The sequence below is a fragment of the Enterobacter cloacae complex sp. IR5402 genome (assembly GCF_049238125.1).
Classification (GTDB): domain Bacteria; phylum Pseudomonadota; class Gammaproteobacteria; order Enterobacterales; family Enterobacteriaceae; genus Enterobacter; species Enterobacter hormaechei_C.
Genome location: NZ_JBMKHO010000025.1, coordinates 1 through 26,179, shown reverse-complemented (window position 1 = coordinate 26,179; position 26,179 = coordinate 1). Strand labels below are relative to the sequence as shown.

Sequence of the window (26,179 nt, the reverse complement as noted above, 5' to 3'; positions counted from 1 at the left end):
ACTCTGATCCACCCAATCGCGATGGACGACGGTCTGCGTTTCGCAATCCGTGAAGGCGGCCGTACCGTTGGCGCGGGCGTTGTTGCTAAAGTTCTGGGCTAATTAATTATCCCTGAAATAAAAAGGACGCTTCGGCGTCCTTTTTTGTTTTCTACCGTAAAGTCGCTGTCATAAAAATTCGCATTTTTTGTTTTCTCCCGCCACGTATTCCGGCGCCCGTGCTATTGTAATCATAACCATTCTCACTTACACTTTGCGCATATTTTGAACGGGAGTCTTTATGTACGTTTGTTTATGTAATGGTGTAAGCGACAAAAAAATTCGTCAGGCCGTTCGCCAGTTTCAACCACAATCTTTCCAGCAGCTTCGCAAGTTTGTTCCGGTGGGAAATCAATGCGGTAAATGCGTTCGCGCAGCGCGTGAGATCATGCAGGACGAACTGATGCAGATCCCGGAATTCAAAGAGATCGCGTAAGCCTCTATCTTTTTTTTGACATCCCCGTAGCCCGATCTACGCTTCAATGAGTGGAAGCGGAGGGACTATATAATGAAAGGTGATGTTAAAATCATAAGTTATCTCAATAAATTATTGGGAAATGAGCTTGTCGCAATCAATCAGTATTTTCTCCATGCAAGAATGTTCAAAAACTGGGGACTGACTCGCCTCAACGATGTTGAATACCATGAGTCCATTGATGAAATGAAACACGCCGATAAATACATTGAGCGTATTTTATTCCTCGAAGGCATTCCTAACCTACAGGATCTCGGAAAACTGGGCATCGGAGAAGATGTCGAAGAGATGCTGCGTTCTGATCTCCGGCTGGAGCTGGAGGGTGCAAAAGACCTGCGTGAAGCCATTGCCTATGCGGACAGCGTACATGACTACGTCAGCCGCGATATGATGATCCAGATCCTGGCCGATGAAGAAGGGCACATCGACTGGCTTGAGACCGAACTGGATCTCATTAGCAAAATTGGCCTACAGAACTACCTTCAGTCTCAGATCAAAGTGGAAAGTTAATCAGGCTTTCCCAGCCAACGCATAAACCCGCTGCCGCCAGAAATGGCCCAAAAGGCAGTGGGTTTTTTAATGCCTGCTTATCAGGAGTAAACAACGAGAAAGCAACCAGATACAGCAGAGCCATTAACGCGGCTACGAGTGCCAGTACTGGCAGTACACACCAGCCATGCCATGCCCCCAGCGCCGCCAGATATTTTATGTCGCCATATCCCATACCTTCACGTCGGCAGATGAGCCGATATCCCCAATAGATAACGGCGAATCCGGCGTATCCTGCCAGCGCACCCACCACCGCGCTCGGCAAAAAATCAGGATGGAGGCACAGCTGGTAAAGCAGGCCGGTCCATAGCAGCGGGCAAAGAAATTTGTCGGGAAGAAGCCCTGTGCGAATATCGGTGCGAACAAGCAAGGCCGATAACGCAAAATAGATCACCAGAAAGGGGAGGGACAGTAGCATAGCGAGAGCCTCAAAACGGTTTGAGCGCATACTCGTAATAGTCTGCATGTCCGGCAATGTGCAAAAACAGCAATTGCGTAGCGGCTTCAGACAAAGAGTTGAGAAGGGATACTTTGCATAAAAAAATGCGAGGCCTTACGCAGAGTACGTCTTTAGCGCTTAATTTCTAAACGGCACTTGCGTCTTCCCCAGATTTACGTATAATGCGCGGGCTTGTCGTAATTGACGGCGGGTTCAATCTGAACCAGAGTAGCTCACTTTGTTACTCAACAATGCTCCCAATTGGGGAGCTACGTAAGAACGGTTACACTCTCCCATCAATCGTAATGGGTTTGAGGAGTAATCATTTTCGTTTATAAAATAATTGGAGCTCTGGTCTCATGCAGAACCAAAGAATCCGTATCCGCCTTAAAGCGTTTGATCATCGTCTGATCGATCAATCAACCGCGGAAATCGTCGAGACTGCTAAGCGCACTGGTGCGCAAGTCCGTGGTCCGATCCCGCTGCCGACCCGCAAAGAGCGCTTTACCGTTCTGATCTCTCCGCACGTTAACAAAGATGCGCGTGATCAGTACGAAATCCGCACTCACAAGCGTCTGGTTGACATCGTTGAGCCAACTGAGAAAACCGTTGATGCTCTGATGCGTCTGGATCTGGCTGCCGGTGTAGACGTGCAGATCAGCCTGGGTTAATCAGGTCATCGAGCGATTGAGAGGTTGAAACAATGATTGGTTTAGTCGGTAAAAAAGTGGGTATGACCCGCATCTTCACTGAAGATGGCGTTTCTATCCCAGTAACCGTAATCGAAGTTGAAGCAAACCGCGTTACTCAGGTTAAAGATCTGGCTAACGATGGCTACCGCGCTATTCAGGTTACCACTGGTGCAAAAAAAGCTAACCGTGTAACCAAACCAGAAGCGGGTCACTTCGCTAAAGCTGGCGTTGAAGCTGGCCGTGGTCTGTGGGAATTCCGTCTTGCTGAAGGCGAAGAGTTCACCGTAGGTCAGGACATTAGCGTTGAGCTGTTTGCTGACGTTAAAAAAGTTGACGTAACCGGTACCTCTAAAGGTAAAGGTTTTGCTGGTACCGTTAAGCGCTGGAACTTCCGTACCCAGGACGCTACTCACGGTAACTCCTTGTCTCACCGCGTTCCGGGTTCTATCGGTCAGAACCAGACTCCGGGCAAAGTGTTCAAAGGCAAGAAAATGGCAGGTCAGCTGGGCAACGAACGTGTAACCGTTCAGAGCCTGGACGTAGTACGTGTTGACGCTGAGCGCAACCTGCTGCTGGTTAAAGGTGCGGTCCCGGGTGCAACCGGTAGCGACCTGATCGTTAAACCAGCTGTGAAGGCGTAAGGGGATAGCAATGGAATTAGTATTGAAAGACGCGCAGAGCGCGCTGACTGTTTCCGAAACTACCTTCGGTCGTGATTTCAACGAAGCGCTGGTTCACCAGGTTGTTGTTGCTTATGCAGCTGGTGCTCGTCAGGGTACTCGTGCTCAGAAGACTCGTGCTGAAGTAACTGGTTCAGGCAAAAAGCCATGGCGCCAGAAAGGTACCGGCCGTGCGCGTTCAGGTTCTATCAAGAGCCCGATCTGGCGTTCAGGTGGCGTGACCTTCGCTGCGCGTCCACAGGACCACAGTCAAAAAGTTAACAAAAAGATGTACCGCGGCGCGCTGAAAAGCATTCTGTCCGAACTGGTACGTCAGGATCGTCTGATCGTTGTCGAGAAGTTCTCTGTTGAAGCGCCTAAAACTAAGCTGCTGGCACAGAAACTGAAAGACATGGCTCTGGAAGATGTGCTGATCATCACCGGTGAGCTGGACGAGAACCTGTTCCTGGCCGCGCGTAACCTGCACAAGGTTGACGTACGCGACGCGACTGGTATCGACCCGGTTAGCCTGATCGCCTTCGACAAAGTCGTAATGACTGCTGATGCTGTTAAGCAAGTTGAGGAGATGCTGGCATGATTCGTGAAGAACGTCTGCTGAAGGTGCTGCGCGCACCGCACGTTTCTGAAAAAGCGTCTACTGCGATGGAAAAAACAAACACCATCGTTCTCAAAGTTGCTAAAGACGCGACCAAAGCAGAGATCAAAGCTGCTGTGCAGAAACTGTTTGAAGTCGAAGTCGAAGTCGTTAACACCCTGGTAGTTAAAGGGAAAGTTAAACGTCACGGACAGCGTATCGGTCGTCGTAGCGACTGGAAAAAAGCTTACGTCACCCTGAAAGAAGGCCAGAACCTGGACTTCGTTGGCGGCGCTGAGTAAGTCGGAGGAGTAATACAATGGCAGTTGTTAAATGTAAACCGACATCTCCGGGTCGTCGCCACGTAGTTAAAGTGGTTAACCCTGAGCTGCACAAGGGCAAACCTTTTGCTCCGTTGCTGGAAAAAAACAGCAAATCCGGTGGTCGTAACAACAATGGCCGTATCACCACTCGTCACATCGGTGGTGGCCACAAGCAGGCTTATCGTATTGTTGACTTCAAACGCAACAAAGACGGTATCCCAGCAGTTGTTGAGCGTCTTGAGTACGATCCGAACCGTTCCGCGAACATCGCGCTGGTTCTGTACAAAGATGGCGAACGCCGTTACATCCTGGCCCCTAAAGGCCTGAAAGCTGGCGACCAGATTCAGTCTGGCGTTGATGCTGCAATCAAAGCAGGCAACACCCTGCCGATGCGCAATATCCCGGTTGGTTCTACCGTTCATAACGTAGAAATGAAACCAGGTAAAGGCGGTCAGCTGGCGCGTTCCGCGGGTACTTACGTTCAGATCGTTGCGCGTGACGGTGCTTATGTCACCCTGCGTCTGCGTTCTGGTGAAATGCGTAAAGTCGAAGCAGACTGCCGCGCTACTCTGGGCGAAGTTGGCAATGCTGAGCATATGCTGCGCGTTCTGGGTAAAGCTGGTGCTGCACGCTGGCGTGGTGTTCGCCCTACCGTTCGCGGTACTGCGATGAACCCAGTCGACCACCCACATGGTGGTGGTGAAGGTCGTAACTTTGGTAAGCACCCGGTAACTCCGTGGGGCGTTCAGACCAAAGGTAAGAAGACCCGCAGCAACAAGCGTACTGATAAATTTATCGTACGTCGCCGTAGCAAATAATTTTAGAGGATAAGCCATGCCACGTTCTCTCAAGAAAGGTCCTTTTATTGACCTGCACTTGCTGAAGAAGGTAGAGAAAGCGGTGGAAAGCGGAGACAAGAAGCCCCTGCGCACTTGGTCCCGTCGTTCAACGATCTTTCCTAACATGATCGGTTTGACCATCGCTGTCCATAATGGTCGTCAGCACGTTCCAGTCTTTGTTACCGACGAAATGGTTGGTCACAAACTGGGTGAATTCGCACCGACTCGTACTTATCGCGGCCACGCTGCTGATAAAAAAGCGAAGAAGAAATAAGGTAGGAGGAAGAGATGGAAACTTTAGCTCAACATCGCCATGCTCGTTCTTCTGCACAGAAGGTTCGCCTTGTTGCTGACCTGATTCGCGGTAAGAAAGTGTCGCAGGCCCTGGACATCCTGACCTATACCAACAAGAAAGCTGCGGTATTGGTCAAGAAAGTACTGGAATCTGCCATTGCTAACGCTGAACACAACGATGGCGCTGACATCGACGATCTGAAAGTCGCGAAAATTTTCGTAGATGAAGGCCCAAGCATGAAGCGCATTATGCCGCGTGCGAAAGGTCGTGCAGATCGCATCCTGAAGCGCACCAGCCACATTACTGTGGTTGTGTCCGATCGCTGAGACTCTGGAGACTAGCAATGGGTCAGAAAGTACATCCTAATGGTATTCGCCTGGGTATTGTAAAACCATGGAACTCTACCTGGTTTGCGAACACCAAAGAATTCGCTGACAACCTGGACAGCGATTTTAAAGTACGTCAGTACCTGACTAAGGAACTGGCTAAAGCGTCTGTATCTCGTATCGTTATCGAGCGTCCAGCTAAGAGCATCCGTGTGACTATTCACACTGCTCGCCCTGGCATCGTTATCGGTAAGAAAGGCGAAGACGTAGAAAAACTGCGCAAGGTCGTAGCGGATATCGCTGGCGTTCCTGCACAGATCAATATCGCTGAAGTTCGTAAGCCTGAACTGGACGCTAAATTGGTTGCTGACAGCATCACTTCTCAGCTGGAACGTCGTGTTATGTTCCGTCGTGCTATGAAGCGTGCTGTACAGAACGCAATGCGTCTGGGCGCTAAAGGTATCAAAGTTGAAGTTAGCGGCCGTCTGGGCGGCGCGGAAATCGCACGTACCGAATGGTACCGCGAAGGTCGCGTACCGCTGCACACTCTGCGTGCTGACATCGACTACAACACCTCTGAAGCGCACACCACTTACGGTGTAATCGGCGTTAAGGTATGGATCTTCAAAGGTGAGATCCTGGGTGGTATGGCTGCTGTTGAACAACCGGAAAAACCGGCTGCTCAACCTAAAAAGCAGCAGCGTAAAGGCCGTAAATAAGGAGCGTCGCTGATGTTACAACCAAAGCGTACAAAATTCCGTAAAGTGCACAAAGGCCGCAACCGTGGTCTGGCGCAGGGTACGGATGTTAGCTTCGGCACTTTCGGTCTGAAAGCTGTTGGCCGTGGTCGTCTGACTGCACGTCAGATCGAAGCAGCACGTCGTGCAATGACCCGTGCAGTTAAGCGTCAAGGTAAGATCTGGATCCGTGTATTCCCGGACAAACCGATCACCGAGAAGCCACTGGAAGTTCGTATGGGTAAAGGTAAAGGTAACGTGGAGTACTGGGTTGCCTTGATCCAACCGGGCAAAGTCCTTTATGAAATGGACGGTGTTCCGGAAGAGCTGGCCCGTGAAGCCTTCGGCCTGGCAGCAGCGAAACTGCCTATCAAAACCACCTTTGTAACTAAGACGGTGATGTAATGAAAGCAAAAGAGCTGCGTGAAAAAAGCGTTGAAGAGCTGAACGCTGAGCTGCTGAACCTGCTGCGTGAGCAGTTCAACCTGCGTATGCAGGCTGCAAGTGGCCAGCTGCAACAGACTCACCTGCTGAAGCAAGTGCGTCGCAATGTTGCGCGCGTTAAGACTTTACTGACTCAGAAGGCGGGTGCGTAATGACCGATAAAATCCGTACTCTGCAAGGTCGTGTTGTTAGCGATAAAATGGAGAAATCCATTGTTGTAGCTATCGAACGTTTTGTGAAACACCCGATCTACGGTAAATTCATCAAGCGTACGACCAAACTGCACGTACATGACGAGAACAACGAATGTGGTATCGGCGACAAGGTTGAAATCCGTGAATGCCGTCCACTGTCCAAGACTAAGTCCTGGACGCTGGTTCGCGTTGTAGAGAAAGCGGTTCTGTAATAGAGTACGCATTCTCAATACGAATAAACGGCTCAGCGATGAGCCGTTTATTTTTTCTACCCATATTGCAGAAGCGGTGTTATAATGCCGCGCCCTCGATATGGGGCTTTTTAACGGCTCTGATTTTAGAGTCTCAGGTAGTAGTTGACATTAGCGGAGCACTAAAATGATCCAAGAACAGACTATGCTGAACGTCGCCGACAACTCCGGTGCACGTCGCGTAATGTGTATCAAGGTTCTGGGTGGCTCGCACCGTCGCTACGCAGGCGTAGGCGACATCATCAAGATCACCATCAAGGAAGCAATTCCACGTGGTAAGGTCAAAAAAGGTGATGTGCTGAAGGCGGTAGTGGTGCGCACCAAGAAGGGTGTTCGTCGCCCTGACGGTTCTGTCATTCGCTTCGATGGTAATGCATGCGTTATTTTAAACAATAACAGCGAGCAGCCTATCGGCACGCGTATCTTTGGGCCGGTAACTCGTGAACTTCGTACTGAGAAGTTCATGAAAATTATCTCTCTGGCACCAGAAGTACTCTAAGGAGCGAATCATGGCAGCGAAAATCCGTCGTGATGACGAAGTTATCGTGTTAACCGGTAAAGATAAAGGTAAACGCGGTAAAGTAAAAAATGTTCTGTCTTCCGGCAAACTCGTCGTTGAAGGTATCAACCTGGTTAAGAAACATCAGAAGCCGGTTCCGGCCCTGAACCAACCAGGCGGCATCGTTGAAAAAGAAGCTGCTATTCAGGTTTCTAACGTTGCAATCTTCAATGCGGCTACCGGTAAGGCTGACCGTGTAGGCTTTAGATTCGAAGACGGTAAAAAAGTCCGTTTCTTCAAGTCTAACAGCGAAACTATCAAGTAATTTGGAGTAGTACGATGGCGAAACTGCATGATTACTACAAAGACGAAGTAGTTAACAAACTCATGACTGAGTTTAACTACAATTCTGTCATGCAAGTCCCTCGGGTCGAGAAGATCACCCTGAACATGGGTGTTGGTGAAGCGATCGCTGACAAGAAACTGCTGGATAACGCAGCAGCTGACCTGACAGCAATCTCCGGTCAAAAACCGCTGATCACCAAAGCACGCAAATCTGTTGCAGGCTTCAAAATCCGTCAGGGCTATCCGATCGGCTGTAAAGTAACTCTGCGTGGCGAACGCATGTGGGAGTTCCTTGAGCGCCTGATCACTATTGCTGTTCCACGTATCCGTGACTTCCGTGGCTTGTCCGCTAAGTCTTTCGACGGTCGTGGTAACTACAGCATGGGTGTCCGTGAGCAGATCATCTTCCCAGAAATCGACTACGATAAAGTCGACCGCGTGCGTGGTTTGGATATTACCATTACCACTACTGCGAAATCTGATGAAGAAGGCCGTGCTCTGCTGGCTGCCTTTGACTTCCCGTTCCGCAAGTAAGGTAGGGTTACTGAATGGCTAAGCAATCAATGAAAGCACGCGAAGTAAAGCGCGTAGCTTTAGCTGATAAATTCTTCGCTAAACGCGCTGAACTGAAAGCGATCATTTCTGATGTGAACGCTTCCGACGAAGATCGTTGGAATGCGGTTCTCAAGCTGCAGTCTCTGCCGCGTGATTCCAGCCCGTCTCGTCAGCGTAACCGCTGTCGTCAAACAGGTCGTCCACATGGTTATGTGGGCAAGTTTGGGTTGAGCCGTATCAAACTGCGTGAAGCCGCCATGCGCGGTGAAGTACCAGGCTTGAAAAAGGCTAGCTGGTAATTACCAATTGAATCACGGGAGTAAAGACAGATGAGCATGCAAGATCCGATCGCGGATATGCTGACCCGTATCCGTAACGGTCAGGCCGCGAACAAAGTTGCGGTCACCATGCCTTCCGCCAAGCTGAAAGTGGCAATTGCCAACGTGCTGAAGGAAGAAGGTTTTATCGAAGATTTTAAAGTTGAAGGCGACACCAAGCCGGAACTGGAACTTACTCTCAAGTATTTCCAGGGTAAAGCTGTTGTAGAAAGCATTCAGCGTGTCAGCCGCCCAGGCCTGCGCATCTATAAGAAAAAAGATGAGCTGCCAAAAGTAATGGCTGGTCTTGGTATCGCAGTTGTTTCTACCTCTAAAGGTGTTATGACTGATCGTGCAGCGCGCCAGGCTGGTCTTGGTGGCGAAATTATCTGCTACGTAGCCTAATCGGAGGAAAGAATGTCTCGTGTTGCTAAAGCACCGGTCGTTATTCCTGCCGGCGTTGATGTAAAAATCGACGGTCAGGTTATTACGATCAAAGGTAAAAACGGCGAGCTGACTCGTACCCTCAACAAAGCTGTTGAAGTTAAACATGCAGATAACGCTCTGACCTTCGGTCCACGTGATGGTTTCGTGGATGGATGGGCTCAGGCTGGTACCGCGCGTGCCCTGCTGAACTCAATGGTTGTTGGTGTTACCGAAGGCTTCACTAAAAAGCTTCAGCTGGTTGGTGTAGGTTATCGTGCAGCTATCAAAGGGAATGCAGTAGGCCTGTCTCTGGGCTTCTCACACCCTGTTGAGCATCCGCTGCCGGCCGGTATCACTGCAGAATGCCCGACTCAGACTGAAATCGTGCTGAAAGGCGCTGATAAACAGCTGATCGGTCAGGTTGCAGCAGATCTGCGCGCCTACCGTCGTCCTGAGCCTTATAAAGGCAAGGGTGTTCGTTACGCCGACGAAGTCGTGCGTACCAAAGAGGCTAAGAAGAAGTAAGGTAACACTATGGATAAGAAATCTGCTCGTATCCGTCGTGCGACCCGCGCACGCCGCAAGCTCAAAGAGCTGGGTGCAACTCGCCTGGTGGTACATCGTACCCCGCGTCATATTTACGCACAGGTAATTGCACCGAACGGTTCTGAAGTTCTGGTAGCTGCTTCTACTGTAGAAAAAGCTATCTCAGAACAATTGAAGTATACCGGTAACAAAGACGCCGCAGCAGCTGTAGGTAAAGCTGTCGCTGAACGCGCTCTGGAAAAAGGCATCAGCAATGTTTCCTTTGACCGTTCCGGGTTCCAATATCATGGTCGTGTCCAGGCACTGGCAGATGCTGCCCGTGAAGCTGGCCTTCAGTTCTAAGGTAGAGGTGTAAGATGGCTCACATCGAAAAACAGGCTGGCGAACTGCAGGAAAAGCTGATCGCGGTAAACCGCGTATCTAAAACCGTTAAAGGTGGTCGTATTTTCTCCTTCACAGCTCTGACTGTAGTGGGTGATGGCAACGGTCGCGTTGGTTTTGGTTACGGTAAAGCGCGTGAAGTTCCAGCAGCGATCCAGAAAGCGATGGAAAAAGCCCGTCGCAATATGATTAACGTCGCGCTGAACAACGGTACCCTGCAACACCCAGTTAAAGGTGTTCACACGGGTTCTCGTGTATTCATGCAGCCAGCTTCCGAAGGTACCGGTATCATCGCCGGTGGTGCAATGCGCGCCGTTCTGGAAGTTGCTGGAGTTCATAACGTTCTGGCTAAAGCATATGGTTCCACCAACCCGATCAACGTGGTTCGTGCAACTATTGATGGCCTGGAAAATATGAATTCTCCAGAAATGGTCGCTGCCAAGCGTGGTAAATCCGTTGAAGAAATTCTGGGGTAATTGACCATGGCAAAGACTATTAAAATCACTCAAACCCGCAGTGCAATCGGTCGTCTGCCGAAACACAAGGCAACGCTGCTTGGCCTGGGTCTGCGTCGTATTGGTCATACCGTTGAGCGCGAGGATACTCCTGCTGTTCGTGGTATGGTCAACGCGGTTTACTTCATGGTTAAAGTTGAGGAGTAAGAGATGCGTTTAAATACTCTGTCTCCGGCCGAAGGCTCTAAAAAGGCGGGTAAACGCCTGGGTCGTGGTATCGGTTCTGGCCTCGGCAAAACCGGTGGTCGTGGTCACAAAGGTCAGAACTCTCGTTCTGGCGGTGGCGTACGTCGCGGTTTCGAGGGTGGCCAGATGCCACTGTACCGTCGTCTGCCGAAGTTCGGCTTCACCTCTCGCAAAGCAGCGATCACAGCGGAAATCCGTCTGTCTGACCTGGCGAAAGTTGAAGGCGGCGTTGTAGACCTGAACACGCTGAAAGCGGCTAACATTATCGGTATCCAGATCGAGTTCGCGAAAGTGATCCTGGCTGGTGAAGTTTCTACTCCGGTAACTGTTCGTGGCCTGCGTGTTACTAAAGGTGCTCGTGCTGCTATCGAAGCTGCTGGCGGTAAAATTGAGGAATAAGTAGCAGATGGCTAAGCAACCGGGATTAGATTTTCAAAGTGCCAAAGGTGGATTTGGCGAGCTGAAACGCAGACTGCTGTTTGTAATCGGCGCGCTGATTGTGTTCCGTATTGGCTCTTTTATTCCGATCCCTGGTATTGATGCCGCTGTACTTGCCAAACTGCTTGAGCAACAGCGAGGCACCATCATTGAAATGTTCAACATGTTCTCTGGTGGTGCTCTCAGCCGTGCTTCTATTTTCGCACTGGGTATTATGCCGTACATTTCGGCATCAATTATTATCCAGCTGCTGACGGTCGTTCATCCGGCCCTGGCAGAGTTGAAGAAAGAAGGGGAGTCTGGACGTCGTAAGATTAGCCAGTACACCCGTTACGGCACTCTGGTGCTGGCAATATTCCAGTCGATCGGTATTGCTACCGGTCTTCCGAATATGCCTGGTATGCAGGGCCTGGTATTAAACCCAGGCTTTGCATTCTATTTCACCGCTGTTGTAAGTCTGGTCACAGGGACCATGTTCCTGATGTGGCTCGGCGAACAGATTACTGAACGAGGTATCGGTAACGGTATCTCAATCATTATCTTCGCCGGTATCGTTGCGGGTCTCCCGCCGGCCATCGCCCATACTATCGAGCAAGCGCGTCAAGGCGACCTGCACTTCCTCCTGTTGCTGTTGGTTGCAGTATTAGTATTTGCAGTGACGTTCTTTGTTGTCTTCGTTGAACGTGGTCAACGCCGCATTGTGGTGAACTACGCTAAACGTCAGCAGGGTCGTCGTGTCTATGCTGCACAGAGCACACATTTACCGCTGAAAGTGAATATGGCGGGGGTTATCCCGGCTATCTTCGCTTCCAGTATTATTCTGTTCCCGGCAACCATCGCGTCATGGTTCGGGGGCGGTACTGGTTGGAACTGGCTGACAACAATTTCGCTGTATTTGCAGCCTGGGCAACCACTTTATGTGTTACTCTATGCGTCTGCGATCATCTTCTTCTGTTTCTTCTACACGGCGTTGGTCTTCAACCCGCGTGAAACAGCAGATAACCTGAAGAAGTCCGGTGCATTTGTACCAGGAATTCGTCCGGGAGAGCAAACGGCGAAGTATATCGATAAAGTAATGACTCGCCTGACTTTGGTTGGTGCGCTTTATATTACTTTTATCTGCCTGATCCCGGAGTTCATGCGTGATGCAATGAAAGTACCGTTCTACTTCGGTGGGACCTCACTGCTTATCGTTGTTGTCGTGATTATGGACTTTATGGCTCAAGTGCAAACTCTGATGATGTCCAGTCAGTATGAGTCTGCATTGAAGAAGGCGAACCTGAAAGGCTACGGCCGCTAACTGGTCGCCTGAGAAGTTACGGAGAGTAAAAATGAAAGTTCGTGCTTCCGTCAAGAAATTATGCCGTAACTGCAAAATCGTTAAGCGTGATGGTGTCATCCGTGTGATTTGCAGTGCCGAGCCGAAGCATAAACAGCGCCAAGGCTGATTATTTCGCATATTTTTCTTGCAAAGTTGGGTTGAGCTGGCTAGATTAGCCAGCCAATCTTTTGTATGTCTGTACGTTTCCATTTGAGTATCCTGAAAACGGGCTTTTCAGCATGGTGCGTACATATTAAATAGTAGGAGTGCATAGTGGCCCGTATAGCAGGCATTAACATTCCTGATCAGAAACATGCTGTGATCGCATTAACTTCGATCTACGGCGTCGGCAAGACCCGTTCTAAAGCCATTCTGGCTGCAGCGGGTATCGCTGAAGATGTTAAGATCAGTGAGCTGTCTGAAGAACAAATCGACACGCTGCGTGACGAAGTTGCCAAATTTGTCGTTGAAGGTGATCTGCGCCGTGAAATCAGCATGAGCATCAAGCGCCTGATGGATCTTGGTTGCTATCGCGGTTTGCGTCATCGTCGTGGTCTGCCAGTACGCGGTCAGCGTACTAAGACCAACGCACGTACCCGTAAGGGTCCGCGCAAACCGATCAAGAAATAATCGGGGTGATTGAATAATGGCAAAGGCACCAGTTCGTGCACGTAAACGTGTAAGAAAACAAGTCTCTGACGGCGTGGCTCATATCCATGCTTCTTTCAACAACACCATCGTTACTATTACTGATCGTCAGGGTAACGCATTGGGTTGGGCAACAGCCGGTGGTTCCGGTTTCCGTGGTTCTCGCAAATCCACTCCGTTCGCAGCTCAGGTTGCAGCAGAGCGTTGCGCTGAAGCCGTAAAAGAATACGGCATCAAGAATCTGGAAGTTATGGTTAAAGGTCCGGGTCCGGGTCGTGAATCTACTGTTCGCGCTCTGAACGCCGCTGGTTTCCGCATCACGAATATTACTGATGTGACTCCGATCCCTCATAACGGTTGTCGTCCGCCGAAAAAACGTCGCGTATAACGCTCGTTTTTTAGGTTAGTTGGAGATAGAAAATGGCAAGATATTTGGGTCCTAAGCTCAAGCTGAGCCGTCGTGAGGGCACCGACTTATTCCTTAAGTCTGGCGTTCGCGCGATCGATACCAAGTGTAACATTGAACAAGCTCCTGGCCAGCACGGTGCGCGTAAACCGCGTCTGTCTGACTATGGTGTGCAGTTGCGTGAAAAGCAAAAAGTTCGCCGTATCTACGGTGTGCTGGAGCGTCAGTTCCGTAACTACTATAAAGAAGCAGCACGTCTGAAAGGCAACACAGGTGAAAACCTGCTGGCTCTGCTGGAAGGTCGTCTGGACAACGTTGTATACCGTATGGGCTTCGGCGCGACTCGTGCTGAATCACGCCAGCTGGTTAGCCATAAAGCAATCATGGTAAACGGTCGTGTTGTTAACATCGCTTCTTATCAGGTTAAAGCGAATGACGTTGTTAGCATTCGTGAGAAAGCGAAAAAGCAATCTCGCGTGAAAGCCGCTCTGGAGCTGGCTGAGCAGCGTGAAAAGCCAACCTGGCTGGAAGTTGATGCTGGCAAGATGGAAGGTACGTTCAAGCGTCAGCCGGAACGTTCTGATCTGTCTGCGGACATTAACGAACACCTGATCGTCGAGCTTTACTCCAAGTAAAGCTTAGTACCAAAGAGAGGACACAATGCAGGGTTCTGTGACAGAGTTTCTAAAACCGCGCCTGGTAGATATCGAGCAAGTGAGTTCGACGCACGCCAAGGTGACCCTTGAGCCTTTAGAGCGTGGCTTTGGCCATACTCTGGGTAACGCACTGCGCCGTATTCTGCTCTCATCGATGCCGGGTTGCGCGGTGACCGAGGTTGAGATTGATGGTGTACTTCATGAGTACAGCACCAAAGAAGGCGTTCAGGAAGATATCCTTGAAATCCTGCTCAACCTGAAAGGGCTGGCGGTGAGAGTTCAGGGTAAAGATGAAGTTATTCTTACTCTGAATAAATCTGGCATTGGCCCTGTGACTGCAGCCGACATCACCCACGACGGTGATGTTGAAATCGTCAAGCCGCAGCACGTGATCTGCCACCTGACCGATGAGAACGCAGCTATTAGCATGCGTATCAAAGTTCAGCGCGGTCGTGGTTATGTGCCGGCTTCTGCCCGAATTCATTCGGAAGAAGATGAGCGCCCAATCGGCCGTCTGCTGGTCGACGCATGCTACAGCCCTGTAGAGCGTATTGCCTACAATGTTGAAGCAGCGCGTGTAGAACAGCGTACCGACCTGGACAAGCTGGTCATCGAAATGGAAACCAATGGCACAATCGATCCTGAAGAGGCGATTCGTCGTGCGGCAACCATCCTGGCAGAACAACTGGAAGCTTTCGTTGACTTACGTGATGTACGTCAGCCGGAAGTGAAAGAAGAGAAACCAGAATTCGATCCGATCCTGCTGCGCCCTGTTGACGATCTGGAATTGACTGTCCGCTCTGCTAACTGCCTCAAGGCAGAAGCTATCCACTATATCGGTGATCTGGTACAGCGTACCGAGGTTGAGTTGCTGAAAACGCCGAACCTGGGTAAAAAATCTCTTACCGAGATTAAAGACGTGCTGGCTTCACGTGGTCTGTCTCTGGGCATGCGCCTGGAAAACTGGCCACCGGCAAGCATTGCTGACGAGTAACCGGATCACAGGTTAAGGTTTTACTGAGAAGGATAAGGTCATGCGCCATCGTAAGAGTGGTCGTCAACTGAACCGCAACAGCAGCCATCGCCAGGCTATGTTCCGCAACATGGCAGGTTCACTGGTTCGTCATGAAATCATCAAGACGACCCTGCCTAAAGCGAAAGAGCTGCGTCGCGTAGTTGAGCCGCTGATTACTCTTGCCAAGACTGACAGCGTTGCTAATCGTCGTCTGGCATTCGCCCGTACTCGTGATAACGAGATCGTGGCAAAACTGTTTAACGAACTGGGCCCGCGTTTCGCGAGCCGTGCCGGTGGTTACACTCGCATTCTGAAGTGTGGCTTCCGTGCAGGCGACAACGCGCCGATGGCTTACATCGAGCTGGTTGATCGTTCAGAGAAAGCAGAAGCTGCTGCAGAGTAATCTGTAGTAACGTAAAAAAACCCGCCTCGGCGGGTTTTTTTATATCCGCAGAATCTCCACTTATCTACAATGTCTGTATCTTTTCTGCTCACCCCCTGGAGTTCATTATGTGGTTGCTCGATCAGTGGGCTGAACGCCATATTTGCGATGCCCAAAACAAAGGCGAGTTCGAAAATCTTCCCGGCAGCGGTGAGCCGCTGATTCTGGACGATGATTCACATATTCCCCCTGAATTACGGGCCGGTTATCGCTTACTGAAAAACGCAGGTTGTTTACCGCCTGAGCTTCAACAACGTAATGAAGCCGTCGAGCTTGCCGATCTGCTTAAAGGCATTCATAAGAATGACCCGCGGTACTCTGAAATCAGTCGTCGGTTGGCGCTCATAGAGCTAAAACTGCGCCAGACGGGAATGAATACTGACTTTTTGCATGGTGAGTACAGTGAAAGGTTAATACAAAAAATAAACAAGGAGTAGCCATGTACCGCATAGGTGAACTTGCGAAGCTTGCTAACGTAACGCCGGATACTATCCGCTACTACGAAAAGCAGCAGATGATCGATCATGAGGTCAGAACGGAAGGTGGATTTCGCCTTTATACGGATAACGACCTGCAACGCCTTCGTTTTATCCGCTATGCACGGCAACTCGGCTTCACGCTGGAGTCGATCCGTGAACTGCTGTCGATCCGTATCGATCCTGAACATCATACGTGTCAGGAATCTAAAAGCATCGTTCAGGCCCGGCTGGATGAAGTTGAAGGACGTATTCAGGAGCTGCAAGCCATGCAGCGATCTCTGCAAAGGTTAAATGACGCGTGCTGCGGTACCGCTCATAGCAGTGTTTATTGCTCAATACTGGAAGCTCTTGAACAGGGCGCCAGTAGTGAAACTCAGGGTTGTTGATTTTTTATCAGCCAGGGACTAGACTCCCGCCGACATTAACTATGCTCAGGAGAAATGATGAGCCGCTATCAGCATACTAAGGGACACATTAAGGATAACGCCATTGAGGCATTGCTTCACGACCCACTTTTCAGACAGCGAGTTGAGAAGAACAAGAAAGGAAAAGGGAGTTATTTACGTAAAGGTAAACATGCACAACGGGGTAACTGGGAGGCCAGTGGCAAGCAAGCTAATCGCTTTTTTACCACTGGCCTTTCTGTTTCTGTCGCCTGATTAAACGCGGTTATTCTGCTCTTTTAACAGATCGCGAATTTCAGTCAGTAAGACTTCTTCTTTAGTTGGTGCTGGCGGGGCAGCAGCCGGTTCTTCTTTTTTACGGTTAAGTCTGTTGATAAGTTTGATCGCCATGAAAATGGCAAATGCCACGATCACGAAATCAAATACGTTCTGAATGAATACGCCGTAGTGCATTACAACCGCAGGGATATCGCCCTGAGCTTCCCGAAGGGTGAAGGCGAATTGTTTGAAATCAATGCCTCCAATCAACAGTCCTAACGGCGGCATAATAATGTCGGCGACTAATGATGAAACGATCTTACCGAACGCCGCACCAATAATGACACCCACAGCCAAATCCACTACATTCCCGCGCATCGCAAATTCGCGAAACTCTTTAATAAAACTCATTATGTTCTCCTTGTGCCAGCTGACGCCTATAAGTTTAACAAATGATTAGCTAATTGCCATTGGGGATAAATAATCGTTATGAAAATAAAAGGCATGAAAATTAGAAGGTTAATATGTGGGTGCTCTCGTCTGAGCACCCAAATCATTACAGGAAGAATGGACTTGGCTGGAATAAACGCTCGACGTCGGTAATAAATTTTTTATCGGTCAGGAACATAATAACGTGGTCACCCTGCTCGATACGTAAATTATCATTGGCGATCATGACATCGTTACCTCGCACTACGGCGCCGATAATGGTGCCTGGTGGAAGTTTAATTTCGTCGATCGCGCGACCAACAACGCGCGACGTCGTTTCATCCCCGTGAGCGACGGCTTCAATGGCTTCAGCAACACCACGACGCAGAGACGACACGCCGACAATATCCGCTTTACGCACATGGCTTAGCAGGGCAGAGATGGTGGCTTGCTGGGGTGAAATAGCAATATCAATTACGCTACCCTGTACCAGGTCGACATAAGCCTTACGCTGGATAAGCACCATTACTTTTTTCGCCCCCATACGTTTAGCGAGCATGGCGGACATAATATTCGCTTCGTCGTCGTTGGTGACGGCAATAAAAAGATCAACCTGATCGATATGCTCTTCGGCCAGTAATTCCTGATCCGAAGCATCGCCATAAAACACGATAGTATTCTGAAGTTTTTCAGCCAGCTCCGACGCGCGCTGTTGATCTCGTTCGATCAGCTTCACGCTGTAGTCTTTTTCCAGCCGTCTCGCCAGACCTGCGCCAATATTACCGCCGCCAACCAGCATAATACGTTTATACGGTTTTTCGAGACGCTGAAGTTCACTCATCACCGCACGGATATGCTGAGAAGCCGCAATAAAGAAGACTTCATCCCCGGCTTCGACAATGGTGGAACCTTGCGGACGAATAGGTCTGTCGTGACGGAAAATCGCCGCAACACGCGTATCGATATGTGGCATATGCTCGCGCATTGTCGACAGGGCATTACCAATCAGCGGGCCGCCGTAATAAGCCTTCACGACCGCCAGGCTTACTTTCCCTTCAGCAAAGTTCACAACCTGCAACGCGCCCGGGTACTCAATCAGACGATAAATACTGTCGATAACCAACTGCTCAGGGGCAATAAGATGGTCGATAGGTACTGCTTCGGAATTAAACAGCTTTTCCGCATCCCGGACATAGTCCGGGGAGCGAATGCGGGCGATGCGGTTCGGTGTGTTGAACAGCGAGTAGGCCACCTGGCATGCAACCATGTTGGTTTCATCAGAACTGGTTACTGCAACCAGCATGTCGGCATCGTCTGCGCCCGCCTCACGAAGCACTCGTGGATGAGAGCCGTGCCCCTGCACAACACGAAGATCAAACTTGTCCTGCAAAACGCGCAGGCGATCGCCATTGGTATCCACAATGGTGATATCGTTGTTTTCGCCCACGAGATTTTCCGCCAGCGTTCCGCCAACTTGCCCTGCGCCCAGAATGATAATTTTCATCTTTCGTGACCTGTTCTCAACATCACTCTTTGATTAGCTTAGCGTAAAAGAAGCCATCACCCTCTTCTGCGCCCGGCAGGTTTTGCAGACCCGGGTGCTCAGGTGTTCCCGTATCATGCAGCGTCGCGTCCGGGGTGCGCTTCAGGAAAGCCGCAATTTGCTGACTGTTTTCTTCCGGAAGAACAGAGCAGGTTGCATACACCAGGGTTCCGCCGGGTTTGAGATGCGGCCAGATGGCATCCAGAATTTCGGATTGCAACTGGGCAAGCTCCTTGATATCACGATCGCGACGCAGCCATTTGATATCGGGATGACGACGAATTACGCCGGTTGCAGAGCAGGGGGCGTCCAGCAAAATACGATCGAACCGGGTATCACCACACCAGTCTGCGGGTTTACGTCCATCGCCTTGCTTAACCTGTGCTTTCATACCCAGACGCTTGAGGTTGTCATAGACGCGTGAAAGACGCTGCTCATCAACATCCACGGCCATCACGCTGGCCTGCGGCGCCACTTCCAGAATGTGCGTTGTTTTTCCCCCTGGCGCTGCACAAAGATCAAGGATCTGCTCCCCGTCTTTCGGTTCAAGCCAGGCCATGCACCCCTGAGCGGATGCGTCCTGTACCGTTACCCAGCCCTCTTCAAAACCGGGTAATGCATATACCGGTGCAGGGGAGGCTAAACGAACCGCATCAGGATAAGCCGCGTGTGTGAAGCCGCTCATTCCGGTCTCTTCCAGCAGGGCCAGCCATGCGTCGCGGGTATAATGGTTACGATTGACGCGTAACCACATCGGCGGACGTTGGTTATTGGCATCCACAATGTCTTGCCATTGCTGTGGGTAGGCTTTTTTAAGGCGATTCAGCAGCCATTCTGGATGCAGGAAGCGCGCTTCGCTTTGCGCAAATTCTGCCAGCAGTTCGTCCTGCTGACGCTGGAACTGACGCAGCACGCCGTTAATCAATCCTTTCAGCTGGGGACGTTTAATCGCAACGGCACCTTCCACTGTCTCAGCCAGCGCAGCATGAGGTGGAATGCGGGTATGAAGAAGCTGGTAGAAACCGACCATGATCAAATAATGCACGGTACGTTGCTTGCCGCTCATCGGGCGTGACATCAGCTTATTAATTAACCATTCAAGCTGAGAGAGGGTACGCAGCACGCCAAAGCACAGCTCCTGAAGCAGCGCTTTATCTTTATCGGAAACCTTTTGTTGCAGTGGAGGCAGGACATTACTCAGTGACTGGCCCTGCTCAATAACCTGCTCAACGGCCTGAGCCGCCATAGTGCGTAGATTTTGTCTTTTCATAACCGTAAAAATAAAAATGCCCGGAAACACCGGGCCTTAAGAATAAATTTGTTCAGGCAAGACGATTGCCAGGGATGAACCATTCACGACGGGAATTTAATAGATCCTGCGCGCTCATTGCCTTTTTACCGGCCGGTTGCAGCGATTCAAGATTCAGGATCCCTTCTCCGGTCGCAACCTGGATACCGTTTTTGCTGGCGTCGATAATCGTACCGGGCTCTGCTGATGTATTGCCGTTAATAACTGAAGCTTTCCAGACTTTCACTGGCTGCTCATCAATCATCAACCAGCTCATCGGCCACGGATTAAAGGCGCGGATGCAGCGTTCGAGTTGAGCTGCTGACAGGGACCAGTCGATCCGGGCTTCTTCTTTACTTAGTTTTTCAGCATAGGTCACCTGTGCCTCATCCTGCACTTCAGATGTCGCTGTATTGTCAGCAAGCTGTTGCAACGTCTCAATCAGCCCCTGCGGACCGAGATCCGCCAGCTTGTCATACAGCGTGGCGCTGGTATCTTCTGCGGTAATGGGACACGCCAGTTTATACAGCATGTCGCCCGTGTCTAAACCTACGTCCATCTTCATGATTGTCACGCCAGTTTCAGCATCGCCTGCCCACAGAGCGCGCTGAATAGGGGCTGCACCGCGCCAGCGTGGGAGCAAAGAACCATGAACGTTAACACAGCCCAGGCGGGGCATATCGAGTACCGCTTTTGGCAGAATGAGGCCGTAAGCCACAACTACCATCACGTCAGCGTTCAGGTCTGCCACTAACTGCTGGTTTTCCTCAGGTCGTAATGACGCAGGCTGGAATACCGGTAAACCATGCGTTTCTGCCAGTACTTTAACCGGGCCAGGCATCAGTTTTTTACCGCGGCCAGCCGGTCGATCCGGCTGAGTAAATACGCCAACAATCTGATGACCAGACGATAGCAGCGCGTCGAGATGACGCGCTGCAAAATCAGGGGTACCCGCGAAGATTATACGTAGTGATGTAGACACGTTATTCCTTGTATCCGGGGGGCGTTAAGCGCGAGAACGCAAACGATCCAGTTTCTCAACTTTCTGACGAATACGCTGTTGCTTCAGAGGTGAGAGGTAATCGATGAACAGTTTACCGACCAGGTGATCCATCTCATGCTGAATGCAAATCGCCAGCAGATCGTCGGCTTCCAGCTCAAACGGATTGCCGTCACGATCCAGTGCGCGAATTTTAACTTTTTCGGCACGTGGCACCAAAGCGCGCTGTTCAGGGATAGACAGACAGCCTTCCTCAATGCCTGTTTCGCCGCTTTTTTCAAGCAGTTCAGGGTTGATCAGCACCAGACGCTCATCGCGATTTTCAGAAACGTCGATCACGATAATACGCTTGTGAATGTCTACCTGGGTCGCCGCCAGGCCAATGCCTTCTTCTGCGTACATGGTATCGAACATATCATCGACGATACGCTGAATTTCTGCATTCACTTCTTTAACCGGTTCCGCGACGATGCGAAGACGCTCGTCAGGAATATGTAACACTTGCAAAACTGCCATAAATTTCCAGAGTCGTGTTCAGGAGTTGATAAGAATATTACTTCTATTCTAGACAAATCCCCGGTCGATTGACAGCATCAGTGACCAATCGCAAAGATTGCTGAGGCTGCTTATGGCAGGGAAAAGGATGACGTCCACAGAGATATGGTTACGGCTTATAAACATCGGGTCGTTATACGGTGACGCGATGCTGGAGATTGCGCAGAGGCTGCTTCGCCAGGCAACCGTCGATGCTGAAGCTGTCAACGCGGCAGGGCTTTCGCCCAAACATGCCGTAAAGTTTTTTTCGTTCAGCGAGAGTGAGCTTGAACGTAGTCTGGAATGGCTGGAACACACCGACAACCACCTTCTCACGGCGGATGATCCTCGTTTTCCGCCATTGTTGCGTTCTATACCTGATTTTCCCGGGGCGCTCTTTGTGCGAGGCCGCGTTGACGTACTTAATAGCATGCAGCTTGCGGTTGTTGGCAGCCGTGCGCCCTCGTGGTACGGCGAGCGTTGGGGGAAAATGCTCAGTGAACAGCTGTCCCAATGTGGCTTTACGATCACCAGTGGCCTGGCTTGCGGCATCGACGGTGTGGCACATCATGCGGCGTTGTCAGCGAAAGGGCGAAGTGTCGCCGTGCTTGGCAATGGTCTTTTTAGTCTCTATCCGCGTCGTCATCACATTCTGGCTGAGCAACTTATCGCTTCTGAGGGGGCGATAGTATCTGAGTTTTCACTTTCGACATCGCCCAGACCGGGTAACTTTCCACGGCGTAACCGGATCATCAGCGGGTTAAGCCAGGGCGTGCTGGTGGTCGAAGCTGCGATTCGAAGTGGATCGCTGGTTACTGCAAGGTGCGCACTGGAGCAGGGGCGTGAAGTTTTTGCGCTGCCCGGCCCGTTGGGGAACCCTGGCTGCGAAGGCCCTCACTGGCTGATAAAACAGGGGGCGACGCTGGTGACCTGTAAAGAGGATATCCTGGAAAATTTGCAGTATGGATTGCATTGGTTGCAGGATGATCTCCAAAAGCGACATATTTCATCGGATCAGGAGGCCGTAGCATTGCCATTTCCCAAGCTCTTGGCTAACGTAGGAGATGAGGTAACACCTGTTGACGTTGTCGCTGAACGTGCCGGCCAACCTGTGCCAGTAACGGTAGCACAGCTACTCGAACTGGAGTTAGCAGGGTGGATCGCAGCTGTACCCGGCGGCTATGTCCGATTAAGGAGGGCATGCCATGTTCGACGTACTGATGTATTTGTTTGAGACTTACATCCACAACGAAGCAGAAATGCAGGTGGATCAGGACAAATTAACACGGGATCTTACCGACGCAGGTTTTGAGCGGGAAGATATTTATAATGCGTTGATGTGGCTGGATAAGTTGGCTGATTATCAGGACGGCCTCGCCGAACCGATGCAGCTTGCTTCTGACCCATTGTCTGTGCGCATCTATACAGCTGAAGAGTGTGAAAGGCTGGATGCCAGCTGCCGGGGATTCATTTTATTCCTCGAGCAGATTCAGGTGCTAAACCTCGAAACGAGAGAGATGGTGATAGAGCGCGTCATGGCGCTGGATACTGCTGAATTTGAACTGGAAGATCTGAAATGGGTGATCCTGATGGTGCTGTTCAACATTCCAGGCTGTGAAAATGCCTATCAGCAAATGGAAGAATTACTCTTTGAAGTGAATGAAGGTATGCTGCATTAATTCTATGTGCAGCAACAAGAGTTGTTATGGCCAAATCAGCACTCTTCACGGTGCATAAAAACGAGCCCTGCCCACAGTGTGGGGCTGAACTTGTTATTCGGTCCGGGAAACACGGTCCGTTTCTCGGTTGTTCACACTATCCGGAATGTGATTATGTCCGTCCCCTGAAGAGCCAGGCGGACGGACATATCGTCAAAATTCTGGAGGGACAGCTTTGTCCGCTCTGCGGCGGCGAACTGGCGCTGCGGCAGGGGCGGTTCGGGATGTTTATCGGATGCAGCCGCTACCCGGAATGTGATCATACGGAACAAATTGATAAACCAGATGAAACGGCAATTGCCTGCCCTCAGTGCCAGCGTGGTCAATTGGTGCAGCGCCGCTCTCGTTATGGTAAGACCTTCCATTCGTGCGATCGCTATCCTGAATGCCAGTTCGTTATCAATTTCAAACCAGTAGCGGGCGTCTGCCATAATTGCGATTATCCGTTACTTATAGAAAAGAAAACCGCGCAAGGCTTGAAACGCTTTTGCGCCAGTAAACAATGTGGAAAGCCGGTTTCGGCGGATCAAATCAGTGAATAATAACCTGCCATCAGGCTCCATCGCGCAGGCGGTGGAAATCCTGAAAAAAGAAGAAGTCATCGCCTATCCAACAGAAGCCGTTTTCGGGGTCGGGTGCGATCCTGACAGCGAAGTCGCCGTTAACCGTCTGCTGGCGCTAAAACAACGGCCTGTCGAAAAAGGATTGATTTTGATCGCTGCGAACTACGCGCAGCTTAAGCCTTATATTGATGATTCCATGCTGACGCCTGCACAGCGGGAAACCATTTTCTCTGCGTGGCCTGGTCCCGTGACGTTTGTTTTTCCTGCACAACCGACAACGCCGCGCTGGTTAACCGGGCGTTTCGATTCACTTGCGGTACGCGTTACCGACCATCCGCTGGTGGTGGAGTTATGCCAGGCATTTGGTAAACCTCTGGTTTCAACCAGCGCCAACCTGACCGGGCTTCCCCCCTGTCGGACAACCGAAGAAGTTCTGGCGCAGTTCGGGAGTGATTTCCCGGTAGCCGTCGGTGAAACCGGTGGCCGTCTTAACCCGTCAGAAATTCGCGATGCCTTGACCGGCGAACGTTTTCGCCAGGGATAATGTGATGGAAACCTATGCTGTTTTTGGTAACCCGATCGCGCACAGCAAGTCGCCTCTGATCCATCAGCTGTTTGCAGAGCAATTGCAGATAGATCACCCATATGGTCGGGTTCTTGCGCCTGTTGATGCATTTTTACCGACGCTAAATAGCTTTTTTGTTGCGGGCGGTAAAGGTGCGAACGTTACGGTGCCTTTTAAAGAAGAGGCTTTCGGGCGTGCGGATGAGCTGACCGAGCGTGCGTCGCTCGCTGGTGCCGTCAATACTCTTAAGCGGCTCGAAGATGGTCGCCTTCTGGGCGATAACACCGATGGCATAGGTTTACTCAGCGATCTGGAGCGACTGTCGTTTATTAAACCAGGCTTTCGGATCCTGCTGATCGGTGCGGGTGGCGCGTCGCGCGGCGTATTGCTTCCTCTTCTTTCGCTGGATTGTGCGGTGACAATCACCAACCGTACTTTCTCCAGAGCAGAAGAGCTGGCGGCGTTGTTCGCACACACAGGCAGCGTAGCTGCGGTAGCACTTGAGGATCTCGCGGGTCACGAATTTGATCTTGTGATTAATGCCACCTCAAGCGGTATTAATGGAGAGATCCCGGCGATTCCTGCATCCCTGGTTCATTCCCACATCTACGCCTATGACATGTTTTATCAAAAAGGGAAAACGCCATTTCTGACCTGGTGCGAACAACAGGGGGCAAAACATGTGGCTGATGGTCTGGGCATGCTGGTGGGGCAGGCGGCTCATGCGGTGCTACTCTGGCATGGCGTGTTACCTGCTGTAGAACCGGTGATCGAAAAGCTGAAACAGGAACTGATGGCATGAATCAGGCGATTCATTTTCCCGACAGAGAAATCTGGGATGAAAACAAGCAAGCGGTGTGTTTCCCGGTGCTGGTGCATGGAATGCAGCTCACCTGTGCGATTAAAGGGGAGACGTTGCTTCAGCGCTTTGGTGGTTCAGATCCGTTAGCGGTCTTTTGTGAAAATCGCTGGGATCTGGAAGAGGAAGCCAGCGATTTGATCCGCGTACAGCAGGAAGACGATCAGGGCTGGGTCTGGTTATCCTGATCCAGATAGTCATTCTTCCATTTAACGTAATTGTTCGCTGAGTATTTCAATCCTTCGATCTCCGCCTCCTTTAGGGGGCGGATCTGTTTAACCGGACTGCCTAAATAGAGATAGCCACTTTCCAGGCGTTTGTTTTGCGGAACTAGGCTTCCTGCGCCAATCATTACGTCATCTTCTACTATGACGCCATCCAGCAAAATCGATCCCATCCCAACGAGAACCCTGTTACCGATTGTGCAGCCGTGGAGCATTACTTTATGACCGACGGTAACATCTTCCCCAATGATGAGCGGATTGCCCTCAGGGTTATATGATGACTTATGAGTCACATGCAGCACGCTGCCGTCCTGAATATTGGTGCGTGCACCGATTGCAACATAGTTAACATCGCCCCGGATCGCGACGAGTGGCCAGATGCTGACATCATCGGCCATGCGAACATCACCAATGACCACGCTGCTGGCATCGATCATCACGCGATCGCCTTTTTGGGGGAACAGATCTTTATAAGGACGTAATACTGCAAACATATCTACCTCGATACAGATGAGCGCTATTAAAGAAGACTTTGATCGTATTCCTGGATCGAGGCAAGGCAAAATGCGTCAATTTTTAAGCGGATCGGGTGGGTTTTCAGCGAAAAGCACGGAAAATCATCAGTTGGAAAAAAAGATCTAAAAAATACTTGTGCTAAAAACTGGGATCCCTATAATGCGCCTCCATCGACACGGCGGATGTGAATCACTTCACAGATAACCCGGTCGGCTGAAGAGAAAAAATCCTGAAAATCAGGGTTGA

At 50.6% G+C, this 26,179-nt stretch carries 47 protein-coding genes; 40 read left to right on the top strand and 7 right to left on the bottom strand.

The window, feature by feature from the left end:
• From ACOTXL_RS23050 to bfr, 3 genes are all read left to right on the top strand, one after another.
• Positions 1 to 102: translation elongation factor Tu (locus tag ACOTXL_RS23050; RefSeq protein ID WP_023167409.1), on the top strand; the 102-nt coding region annotated here is incomplete at its 5' end.
• Between the two features lie 178 nt (positions 103 to 280).
• Positions 281 to 475 carry a bacterioferritin-associated ferredoxin gene (gene bfd, locus ACOTXL_RS23045; protein ID WP_003863268.1) on the top strand — a complete coding sequence of 65 codons (195 nt, stop codon included), beginning with the start codon at positions 281 to 283 and terminating at the stop codon, positions 473 to 475.
• A gap of 72 nt (positions 476 to 547) precedes the next feature.
• Positions 548 to 1,024, top strand: a complete 477-nt coding sequence (gene bfr / locus ACOTXL_RS23040; RefSeq protein ID WP_003863270.1) for a bacterioferritin — start codon at positions 548 to 550, stop codon at positions 1,022 to 1,024.
• Here the strand turns inward: bfr and ACOTXL_RS23035 are convergent.
• Positions 1,008 to 1,481: a prepilin peptidase gene (locus ACOTXL_RS23035; protein ID WP_023323812.1), complete on the bottom strand. Its 474-nt coding sequence runs from the start codon at positions 1,479 to 1,481 to the stop codon at positions 1,008 to 1,010. The two genes, bfr and ACOTXL_RS23035, sit on opposite strands and share 17 nt — an antisense overlap.
• A 380-nt stretch (positions 1,482 to 1,861) precedes the next feature.
• On the opposite strand from ACOTXL_RS23035, the gene rpsJ reads away from it, so the two are divergent.
• The 31 genes from rpsJ to ACOTXL_RS22880 all read left to right on the top strand — a co-directional run bounded on the left by rpsJ (position 1,862) and on the right by ACOTXL_RS22880 (position 16,691).
• Complete coding sequence (rpsJ, locus tag ACOTXL_RS23030) at positions 1,862 to 2,173, top strand: 30S ribosomal protein S10 (protein WP_001181005.1); 312 nt, start codon at positions 1,862 to 1,864, stop codon at positions 2,171 to 2,173.
• A 32-nt stretch (positions 2,174 to 2,205) separates the two neighbouring features.
• Entirely contained in the window at positions 2,206 to 2,835 is a 630-nt protein-coding gene (gene rplC, locus ACOTXL_RS23025) for a 50S ribosomal protein L3 (protein ID WP_003863274.1), read from the top strand.
• 10 nt (positions 2,836 to 2,845) lie between these two features.
• Positions 2,846 to 3,451: a 50S ribosomal protein L4 gene (rplD, locus tag ACOTXL_RS23020; protein WP_000424395.1), complete on the top strand. Its 606-nt coding sequence runs from the start codon at positions 2,846 to 2,848 to the stop codon at positions 3,449 to 3,451.
• A complete protein-coding gene (gene rplW, locus ACOTXL_RS23015) occupies positions 3,448 to 3,750 on the top strand; it encodes a 50S ribosomal protein L23 (RefSeq protein ID WP_000617546.1) in 303 nt (100 codons plus the stop codon). The genes rplD and rplW overlap by 4 nt, the downstream gene beginning before the upstream one ends.
• 17 nt (positions 3,751 to 3,767) lie before the next feature.
• Entirely contained in the window at positions 3,768 to 4,589 is an 822-nt protein-coding gene (gene rplB, locus ACOTXL_RS23010) for a 50S ribosomal protein L2 (protein WP_000301859.1), read from the top strand.
• A 16-nt stretch (positions 4,590 to 4,605) separates the two neighbouring features.
• A complete protein-coding gene (rpsS, locus tag ACOTXL_RS23005) occupies positions 4,606 to 4,884 on the top strand; it encodes a 30S ribosomal protein S19 (RefSeq protein ID WP_001138117.1) in 279 nt (92 codons plus the stop codon).
• A 14-nt stretch (positions 4,885 to 4,898) separates the two neighbouring features.
• Entirely contained in the window at positions 4,899 to 5,231 is a 333-nt protein-coding gene (gene rplV / locus ACOTXL_RS23000) for a 50S ribosomal protein L22 (protein ID WP_002919773.1), read from the top strand.
• Positions 5,232 to 5,248: 17 nt separating this feature from the next.
• On the top strand, positions 5,249 to 5,950 hold the full coding sequence (gene rpsC, locus ACOTXL_RS22995; RefSeq protein WP_000529945.1) for a 30S ribosomal protein S3: 702 nt from the start codon (positions 5,249 to 5,251) through the stop codon (positions 5,948 to 5,950).
• Between the two features lie 12 nt (positions 5,951 to 5,962).
• The gene (rplP, locus tag ACOTXL_RS22990) at positions 5,963 to 6,373 is read left to right on the top strand and encodes a 50S ribosomal protein L16 (protein ID WP_002919759.1); all 411 of its coding nucleotides are present in this window, start codon (positions 5,963 to 5,965) and stop codon (positions 6,371 to 6,373) included.
• Positions 6,373 to 6,564 (top strand): 50S ribosomal protein L29, encoded by a 192-nt coding sequence (gene rpmC / locus ACOTXL_RS22985; protein WP_003863282.1) that lies wholly within the window; start codon positions 6,373 to 6,375, stop codon positions 6,562 to 6,564. Before rplP ends, rpmC begins: the two co-directional genes overlap by 1 nt.
• The gene (gene rpsQ, locus ACOTXL_RS22980; protein ID WP_002438707.1) at positions 6,564 to 6,818 is read left to right on the top strand and encodes a 30S ribosomal protein S17; all 255 of its coding nucleotides are present in this window, start codon (positions 6,564 to 6,566) and stop codon (positions 6,816 to 6,818) included. The genes rpmC and rpsQ overlap by 1 nt, the downstream gene beginning before the upstream one ends.
• Positions 6,819 to 6,984: 166 nt before the next feature.
• Entirely contained in the window at positions 6,985 to 7,356 is a 372-nt protein-coding gene (rplN, locus tag ACOTXL_RS22975; RefSeq protein WP_002919748.1) for a 50S ribosomal protein L14, read from the top strand.
• 10 nt (positions 7,357 to 7,366) lie between these two features.
• Positions 7,367 to 7,681, top strand: a complete 315-nt coding sequence (gene rplX / locus ACOTXL_RS22970) for a 50S ribosomal protein L24 (protein ID WP_003863287.1) — start codon at positions 7,367 to 7,369, stop codon at positions 7,679 to 7,681.
• Positions 7,682 to 7,695: 14 nt separating this feature from the next.
• Positions 7,696 to 8,235 carry a 50S ribosomal protein L5 gene (gene rplE, locus ACOTXL_RS22965; protein ID WP_003863290.1) on the top strand — a complete coding sequence of 180 codons (540 nt, stop codon included), beginning with the start codon at positions 7,696 to 7,698 and terminating at the stop codon, positions 8,233 to 8,235.
• 14 nt (positions 8,236 to 8,249) lie between these two features.
• Complete coding sequence (gene rpsN / locus ACOTXL_RS22960) at positions 8,250 to 8,555, top strand: 30S ribosomal protein S14 (protein WP_003863291.1); 306 nt, start codon at positions 8,250 to 8,252, stop codon at positions 8,553 to 8,555.
• Between the two features lie 30 nt (positions 8,556 to 8,585).
• A complete protein-coding gene (rpsH, locus tag ACOTXL_RS22955) occupies positions 8,586 to 8,978 on the top strand; it encodes a 30S ribosomal protein S8 (RefSeq protein WP_006178918.1) in 393 nt (130 codons plus the stop codon).
• A gap of 12 nt (positions 8,979 to 8,990) precedes the next feature.
• The gene (gene rplF / locus ACOTXL_RS22950; RefSeq protein WP_003863296.1) at positions 8,991 to 9,524 is read left to right on the top strand and encodes a 50S ribosomal protein L6; all 534 of its coding nucleotides are present in this window, start codon (positions 8,991 to 8,993) and stop codon (positions 9,522 to 9,524) included.
• Between the two features lie 9 nt (positions 9,525 to 9,533).
• Positions 9,534 to 9,887: a 50S ribosomal protein L18 gene (gene rplR, locus ACOTXL_RS22945; protein WP_003863297.1), complete on the top strand. Its 354-nt coding sequence runs from the start codon at positions 9,534 to 9,536 to the stop codon at positions 9,885 to 9,887.
• 14 nt (positions 9,888 to 9,901) lie between these two features.
• A complete protein-coding gene (gene rpsE, locus ACOTXL_RS22940) occupies positions 9,902 to 10,402 on the top strand; it encodes a 30S ribosomal protein S5 (protein WP_003863299.1) in 501 nt (166 codons plus the stop codon).
• A 6-nt stretch (positions 10,403 to 10,408) separates the two neighbouring features.
• A complete protein-coding gene (gene rpmD, locus ACOTXL_RS22935) occupies positions 10,409 to 10,588 on the top strand; it encodes a 50S ribosomal protein L30 (protein ID WP_003863301.1) in 180 nt (59 codons plus the stop codon).
• Positions 10,589 to 10,591: 3 nt separating this feature from the next.
• Positions 10,592 to 11,026 (top strand): 50S ribosomal protein L15, encoded by a 435-nt coding sequence (rplO, locus tag ACOTXL_RS22930; RefSeq protein WP_003863304.1) that lies wholly within the window; start codon positions 10,592 to 10,594, stop codon positions 11,024 to 11,026.
• Between the two features lie 7 nt (positions 11,027 to 11,033).
• Positions 11,034 to 12,365: a preprotein translocase subunit SecY gene (gene secY / locus ACOTXL_RS22925; protein ID WP_003863305.1), complete on the top strand. Its 1,332-nt coding sequence runs from the start codon at positions 11,034 to 11,036 to the stop codon at positions 12,363 to 12,365.
• Between the two features lie 31 nt (positions 12,366 to 12,396).
• Positions 12,397 to 12,513 (top strand): 50S ribosomal protein L36, encoded by a 117-nt coding sequence (gene rpmJ, locus ACOTXL_RS22920; RefSeq protein ID WP_000868187.1) that lies wholly within the window; start codon positions 12,397 to 12,399, stop codon positions 12,511 to 12,513.
• Positions 12,514 to 12,659: 146 nt separating this feature from the next.
• Positions 12,660 to 13,016 (top strand): 30S ribosomal protein S13, encoded by a 357-nt coding sequence (gene rpsM / locus ACOTXL_RS22915; protein ID WP_003863308.1) that lies wholly within the window; start codon positions 12,660 to 12,662, stop codon positions 13,014 to 13,016.
• A gap of 16 nt (positions 13,017 to 13,032) precedes the next feature.
• Positions 13,033 to 13,422, top strand: coding sequence for a 30S ribosomal protein S11 (gene rpsK / locus ACOTXL_RS22910; protein WP_003863312.1), 390 nt, complete (start codon positions 13,033 to 13,035; stop codon positions 13,420 to 13,422).
• A 32-nt stretch (positions 13,423 to 13,454) separates the two neighbouring features.
• Positions 13,455 to 14,075 carry a 30S ribosomal protein S4 gene (gene rpsD / locus ACOTXL_RS22905; protein ID WP_045351172.1) on the top strand — a complete coding sequence of 207 codons (621 nt, stop codon included), beginning with the start codon at positions 13,455 to 13,457 and terminating at the stop codon, positions 14,073 to 14,075.
• A 25-nt stretch (positions 14,076 to 14,100) separates the two neighbouring features.
• On the top strand, positions 14,101 to 15,090 hold the full coding sequence (locus ACOTXL_RS22900) for a DNA-directed RNA polymerase subunit alpha (RefSeq protein WP_002919219.1): 990 nt from the start codon (positions 14,101 to 14,103) through the stop codon (positions 15,088 to 15,090).
• Positions 15,091 to 15,130: 40 nt separating this feature from the next.
• Positions 15,131 to 15,514: a 50S ribosomal protein L17 gene (rplQ, locus tag ACOTXL_RS22895; RefSeq protein ID WP_001216368.1), complete on the top strand. Its 384-nt coding sequence runs from the start codon at positions 15,131 to 15,133 to the stop codon at positions 15,512 to 15,514.
• Positions 15,515 to 15,621: 107 nt separating this feature from the next.
• Entirely contained in the window at positions 15,622 to 15,990 is a 369-nt protein-coding gene (locus ACOTXL_RS22890) for a DUF1992 domain-containing protein (RefSeq protein ID WP_023314932.1), read from the top strand.
• A 2-nt stretch (positions 15,991 to 15,992) separates the two neighbouring features.
• Positions 15,993 to 16,418 carry a Zn(2+)-responsive transcriptional regulator gene (gene zntR, locus ACOTXL_RS22885; protein ID WP_003863328.1) on the top strand — a complete coding sequence of 142 codons (426 nt, stop codon included), beginning with the start codon at positions 15,993 to 15,995 and terminating at the stop codon, positions 16,416 to 16,418.
• 57 nt (positions 16,419 to 16,475) lie between these two features.
• Entirely contained in the window at positions 16,476 to 16,691 is a 216-nt protein-coding gene (locus ACOTXL_RS22880) for an alternative ribosome-rescue factor A (RefSeq protein WP_003863329.1), read from the top strand.
• Here the strand turns inward: ACOTXL_RS22880 and mscL are convergent, their stop codons facing one another.
• The 5 genes from mscL to def all read right to left on the bottom strand — a co-directional run bounded on the left by mscL (position 16,692) and on the right by def (position 21,470).
• Positions 16,692 to 17,105: a large-conductance mechanosensitive channel protein MscL gene (gene mscL / locus ACOTXL_RS22875; RefSeq protein ID WP_003863335.1), complete on the bottom strand. Its 414-nt coding sequence runs from the start codon at positions 17,103 to 17,105 to the stop codon at positions 16,692 to 16,694.
• Between the two features lie 145 nt (positions 17,106 to 17,250).
• Positions 17,251 to 18,627, bottom strand: coding sequence for a Trk system potassium transporter TrkA (gene trkA / locus ACOTXL_RS22870; protein ID WP_003863337.1), 1,377 nt, complete (start codon positions 18,625 to 18,627; stop codon positions 17,251 to 17,253).
• A 22-nt stretch (positions 18,628 to 18,649) separates the two neighbouring features.
• Positions 18,650 to 19,936, bottom strand: a complete 1,287-nt coding sequence (rsmB, locus tag ACOTXL_RS22865; protein ID WP_045351173.1) for a 16S rRNA (cytosine(967)-C(5))-methyltransferase RsmB — start codon at positions 19,934 to 19,936, stop codon at positions 18,650 to 18,652.
• 52 nt (positions 19,937 to 19,988) lie between these two features.
• Positions 19,989 to 20,936, bottom strand: a complete 948-nt coding sequence (gene fmt, locus ACOTXL_RS22860; protein WP_022651942.1) for a methionyl-tRNA formyltransferase — start codon at positions 20,934 to 20,936, stop codon at positions 19,989 to 19,991.
• 24 nt (positions 20,937 to 20,960) lie between these two features.
• Positions 20,961 to 21,470 carry a peptide deformylase gene (def, locus tag ACOTXL_RS22855; protein ID WP_006812188.1) on the bottom strand — a complete coding sequence of 170 codons (510 nt, stop codon included), beginning with the start codon at positions 21,468 to 21,470 and terminating at the stop codon, positions 20,961 to 20,963.
• Positions 21,471 to 21,597: 127 nt separating this feature from the next.
• On the opposite strand from def, the gene dprA reads away from it, so the two are divergent.
• From dprA to ACOTXL_RS22825, 6 genes are read left to right on the top strand one after another with little or no spacing between them, the layout of a single operon-like run.
• Positions 21,598 to 22,722 (top strand): DNA-protecting protein DprA, encoded by a 1,125-nt coding sequence (dprA, locus tag ACOTXL_RS22850; protein WP_003863350.1) that lies wholly within the window; start codon positions 21,598 to 21,600, stop codon positions 22,720 to 22,722.
• Entirely contained in the window at positions 22,694 to 23,167 is a 474-nt protein-coding gene (smg, locus tag ACOTXL_RS22845; RefSeq protein WP_000460665.1) for a DUF494 family protein Smg, read from the top strand. Before dprA ends, smg begins: the two co-directional genes overlap by 29 nt.
• A 26-nt stretch (positions 23,168 to 23,193) precedes the next feature.
• Positions 23,194 to 23,748, top strand: a complete 555-nt coding sequence (locus ACOTXL_RS22840) for a type I DNA topoisomerase (RefSeq protein ID WP_023314928.1) — start codon at positions 23,194 to 23,196, stop codon at positions 23,746 to 23,748.
• Positions 23,741 to 24,313, top strand: a complete 573-nt coding sequence (gene tsaC, locus ACOTXL_RS22835) for an L-threonylcarbamoyladenylate synthase type 1 TsaC (protein ID WP_003863353.1) — start codon at positions 23,741 to 23,743, stop codon at positions 24,311 to 24,313. The genes ACOTXL_RS22840 and tsaC overlap by 8 nt, the downstream gene beginning before the upstream one ends.
• A 4-nt stretch (positions 24,314 to 24,317) precedes the next feature.
• The gene (gene aroE / locus ACOTXL_RS22830) at positions 24,318 to 25,136 is read left to right on the top strand and encodes a shikimate dehydrogenase (protein ID WP_023314927.1); all 819 of its coding nucleotides are present in this window, start codon (positions 24,318 to 24,320) and stop codon (positions 25,134 to 25,136) included.
• A complete protein-coding gene (locus ACOTXL_RS22825; RefSeq protein ID WP_003863356.1) occupies positions 25,133 to 25,381 on the top strand; it encodes a DUF1488 domain-containing protein in 249 nt (82 codons plus the stop codon). Before aroE ends, ACOTXL_RS22825 begins: the two co-directional genes overlap by 4 nt.
• On the opposite strand, the gene ACOTXL_RS22820 is transcribed toward ACOTXL_RS22825, so the two are convergent.
• Entirely contained in the window at positions 25,357 to 25,911 is a 555-nt protein-coding gene (locus tag ACOTXL_RS22820) for a gamma carbonic anhydrase family protein (RefSeq protein WP_003863357.1), read from the bottom strand. The two genes, ACOTXL_RS22825 and ACOTXL_RS22820, sit on opposite strands and share 25 nt — an antisense overlap.
• Between the last annotated feature and the right edge of the window lie 268 nt (positions 25,912 to 26,179).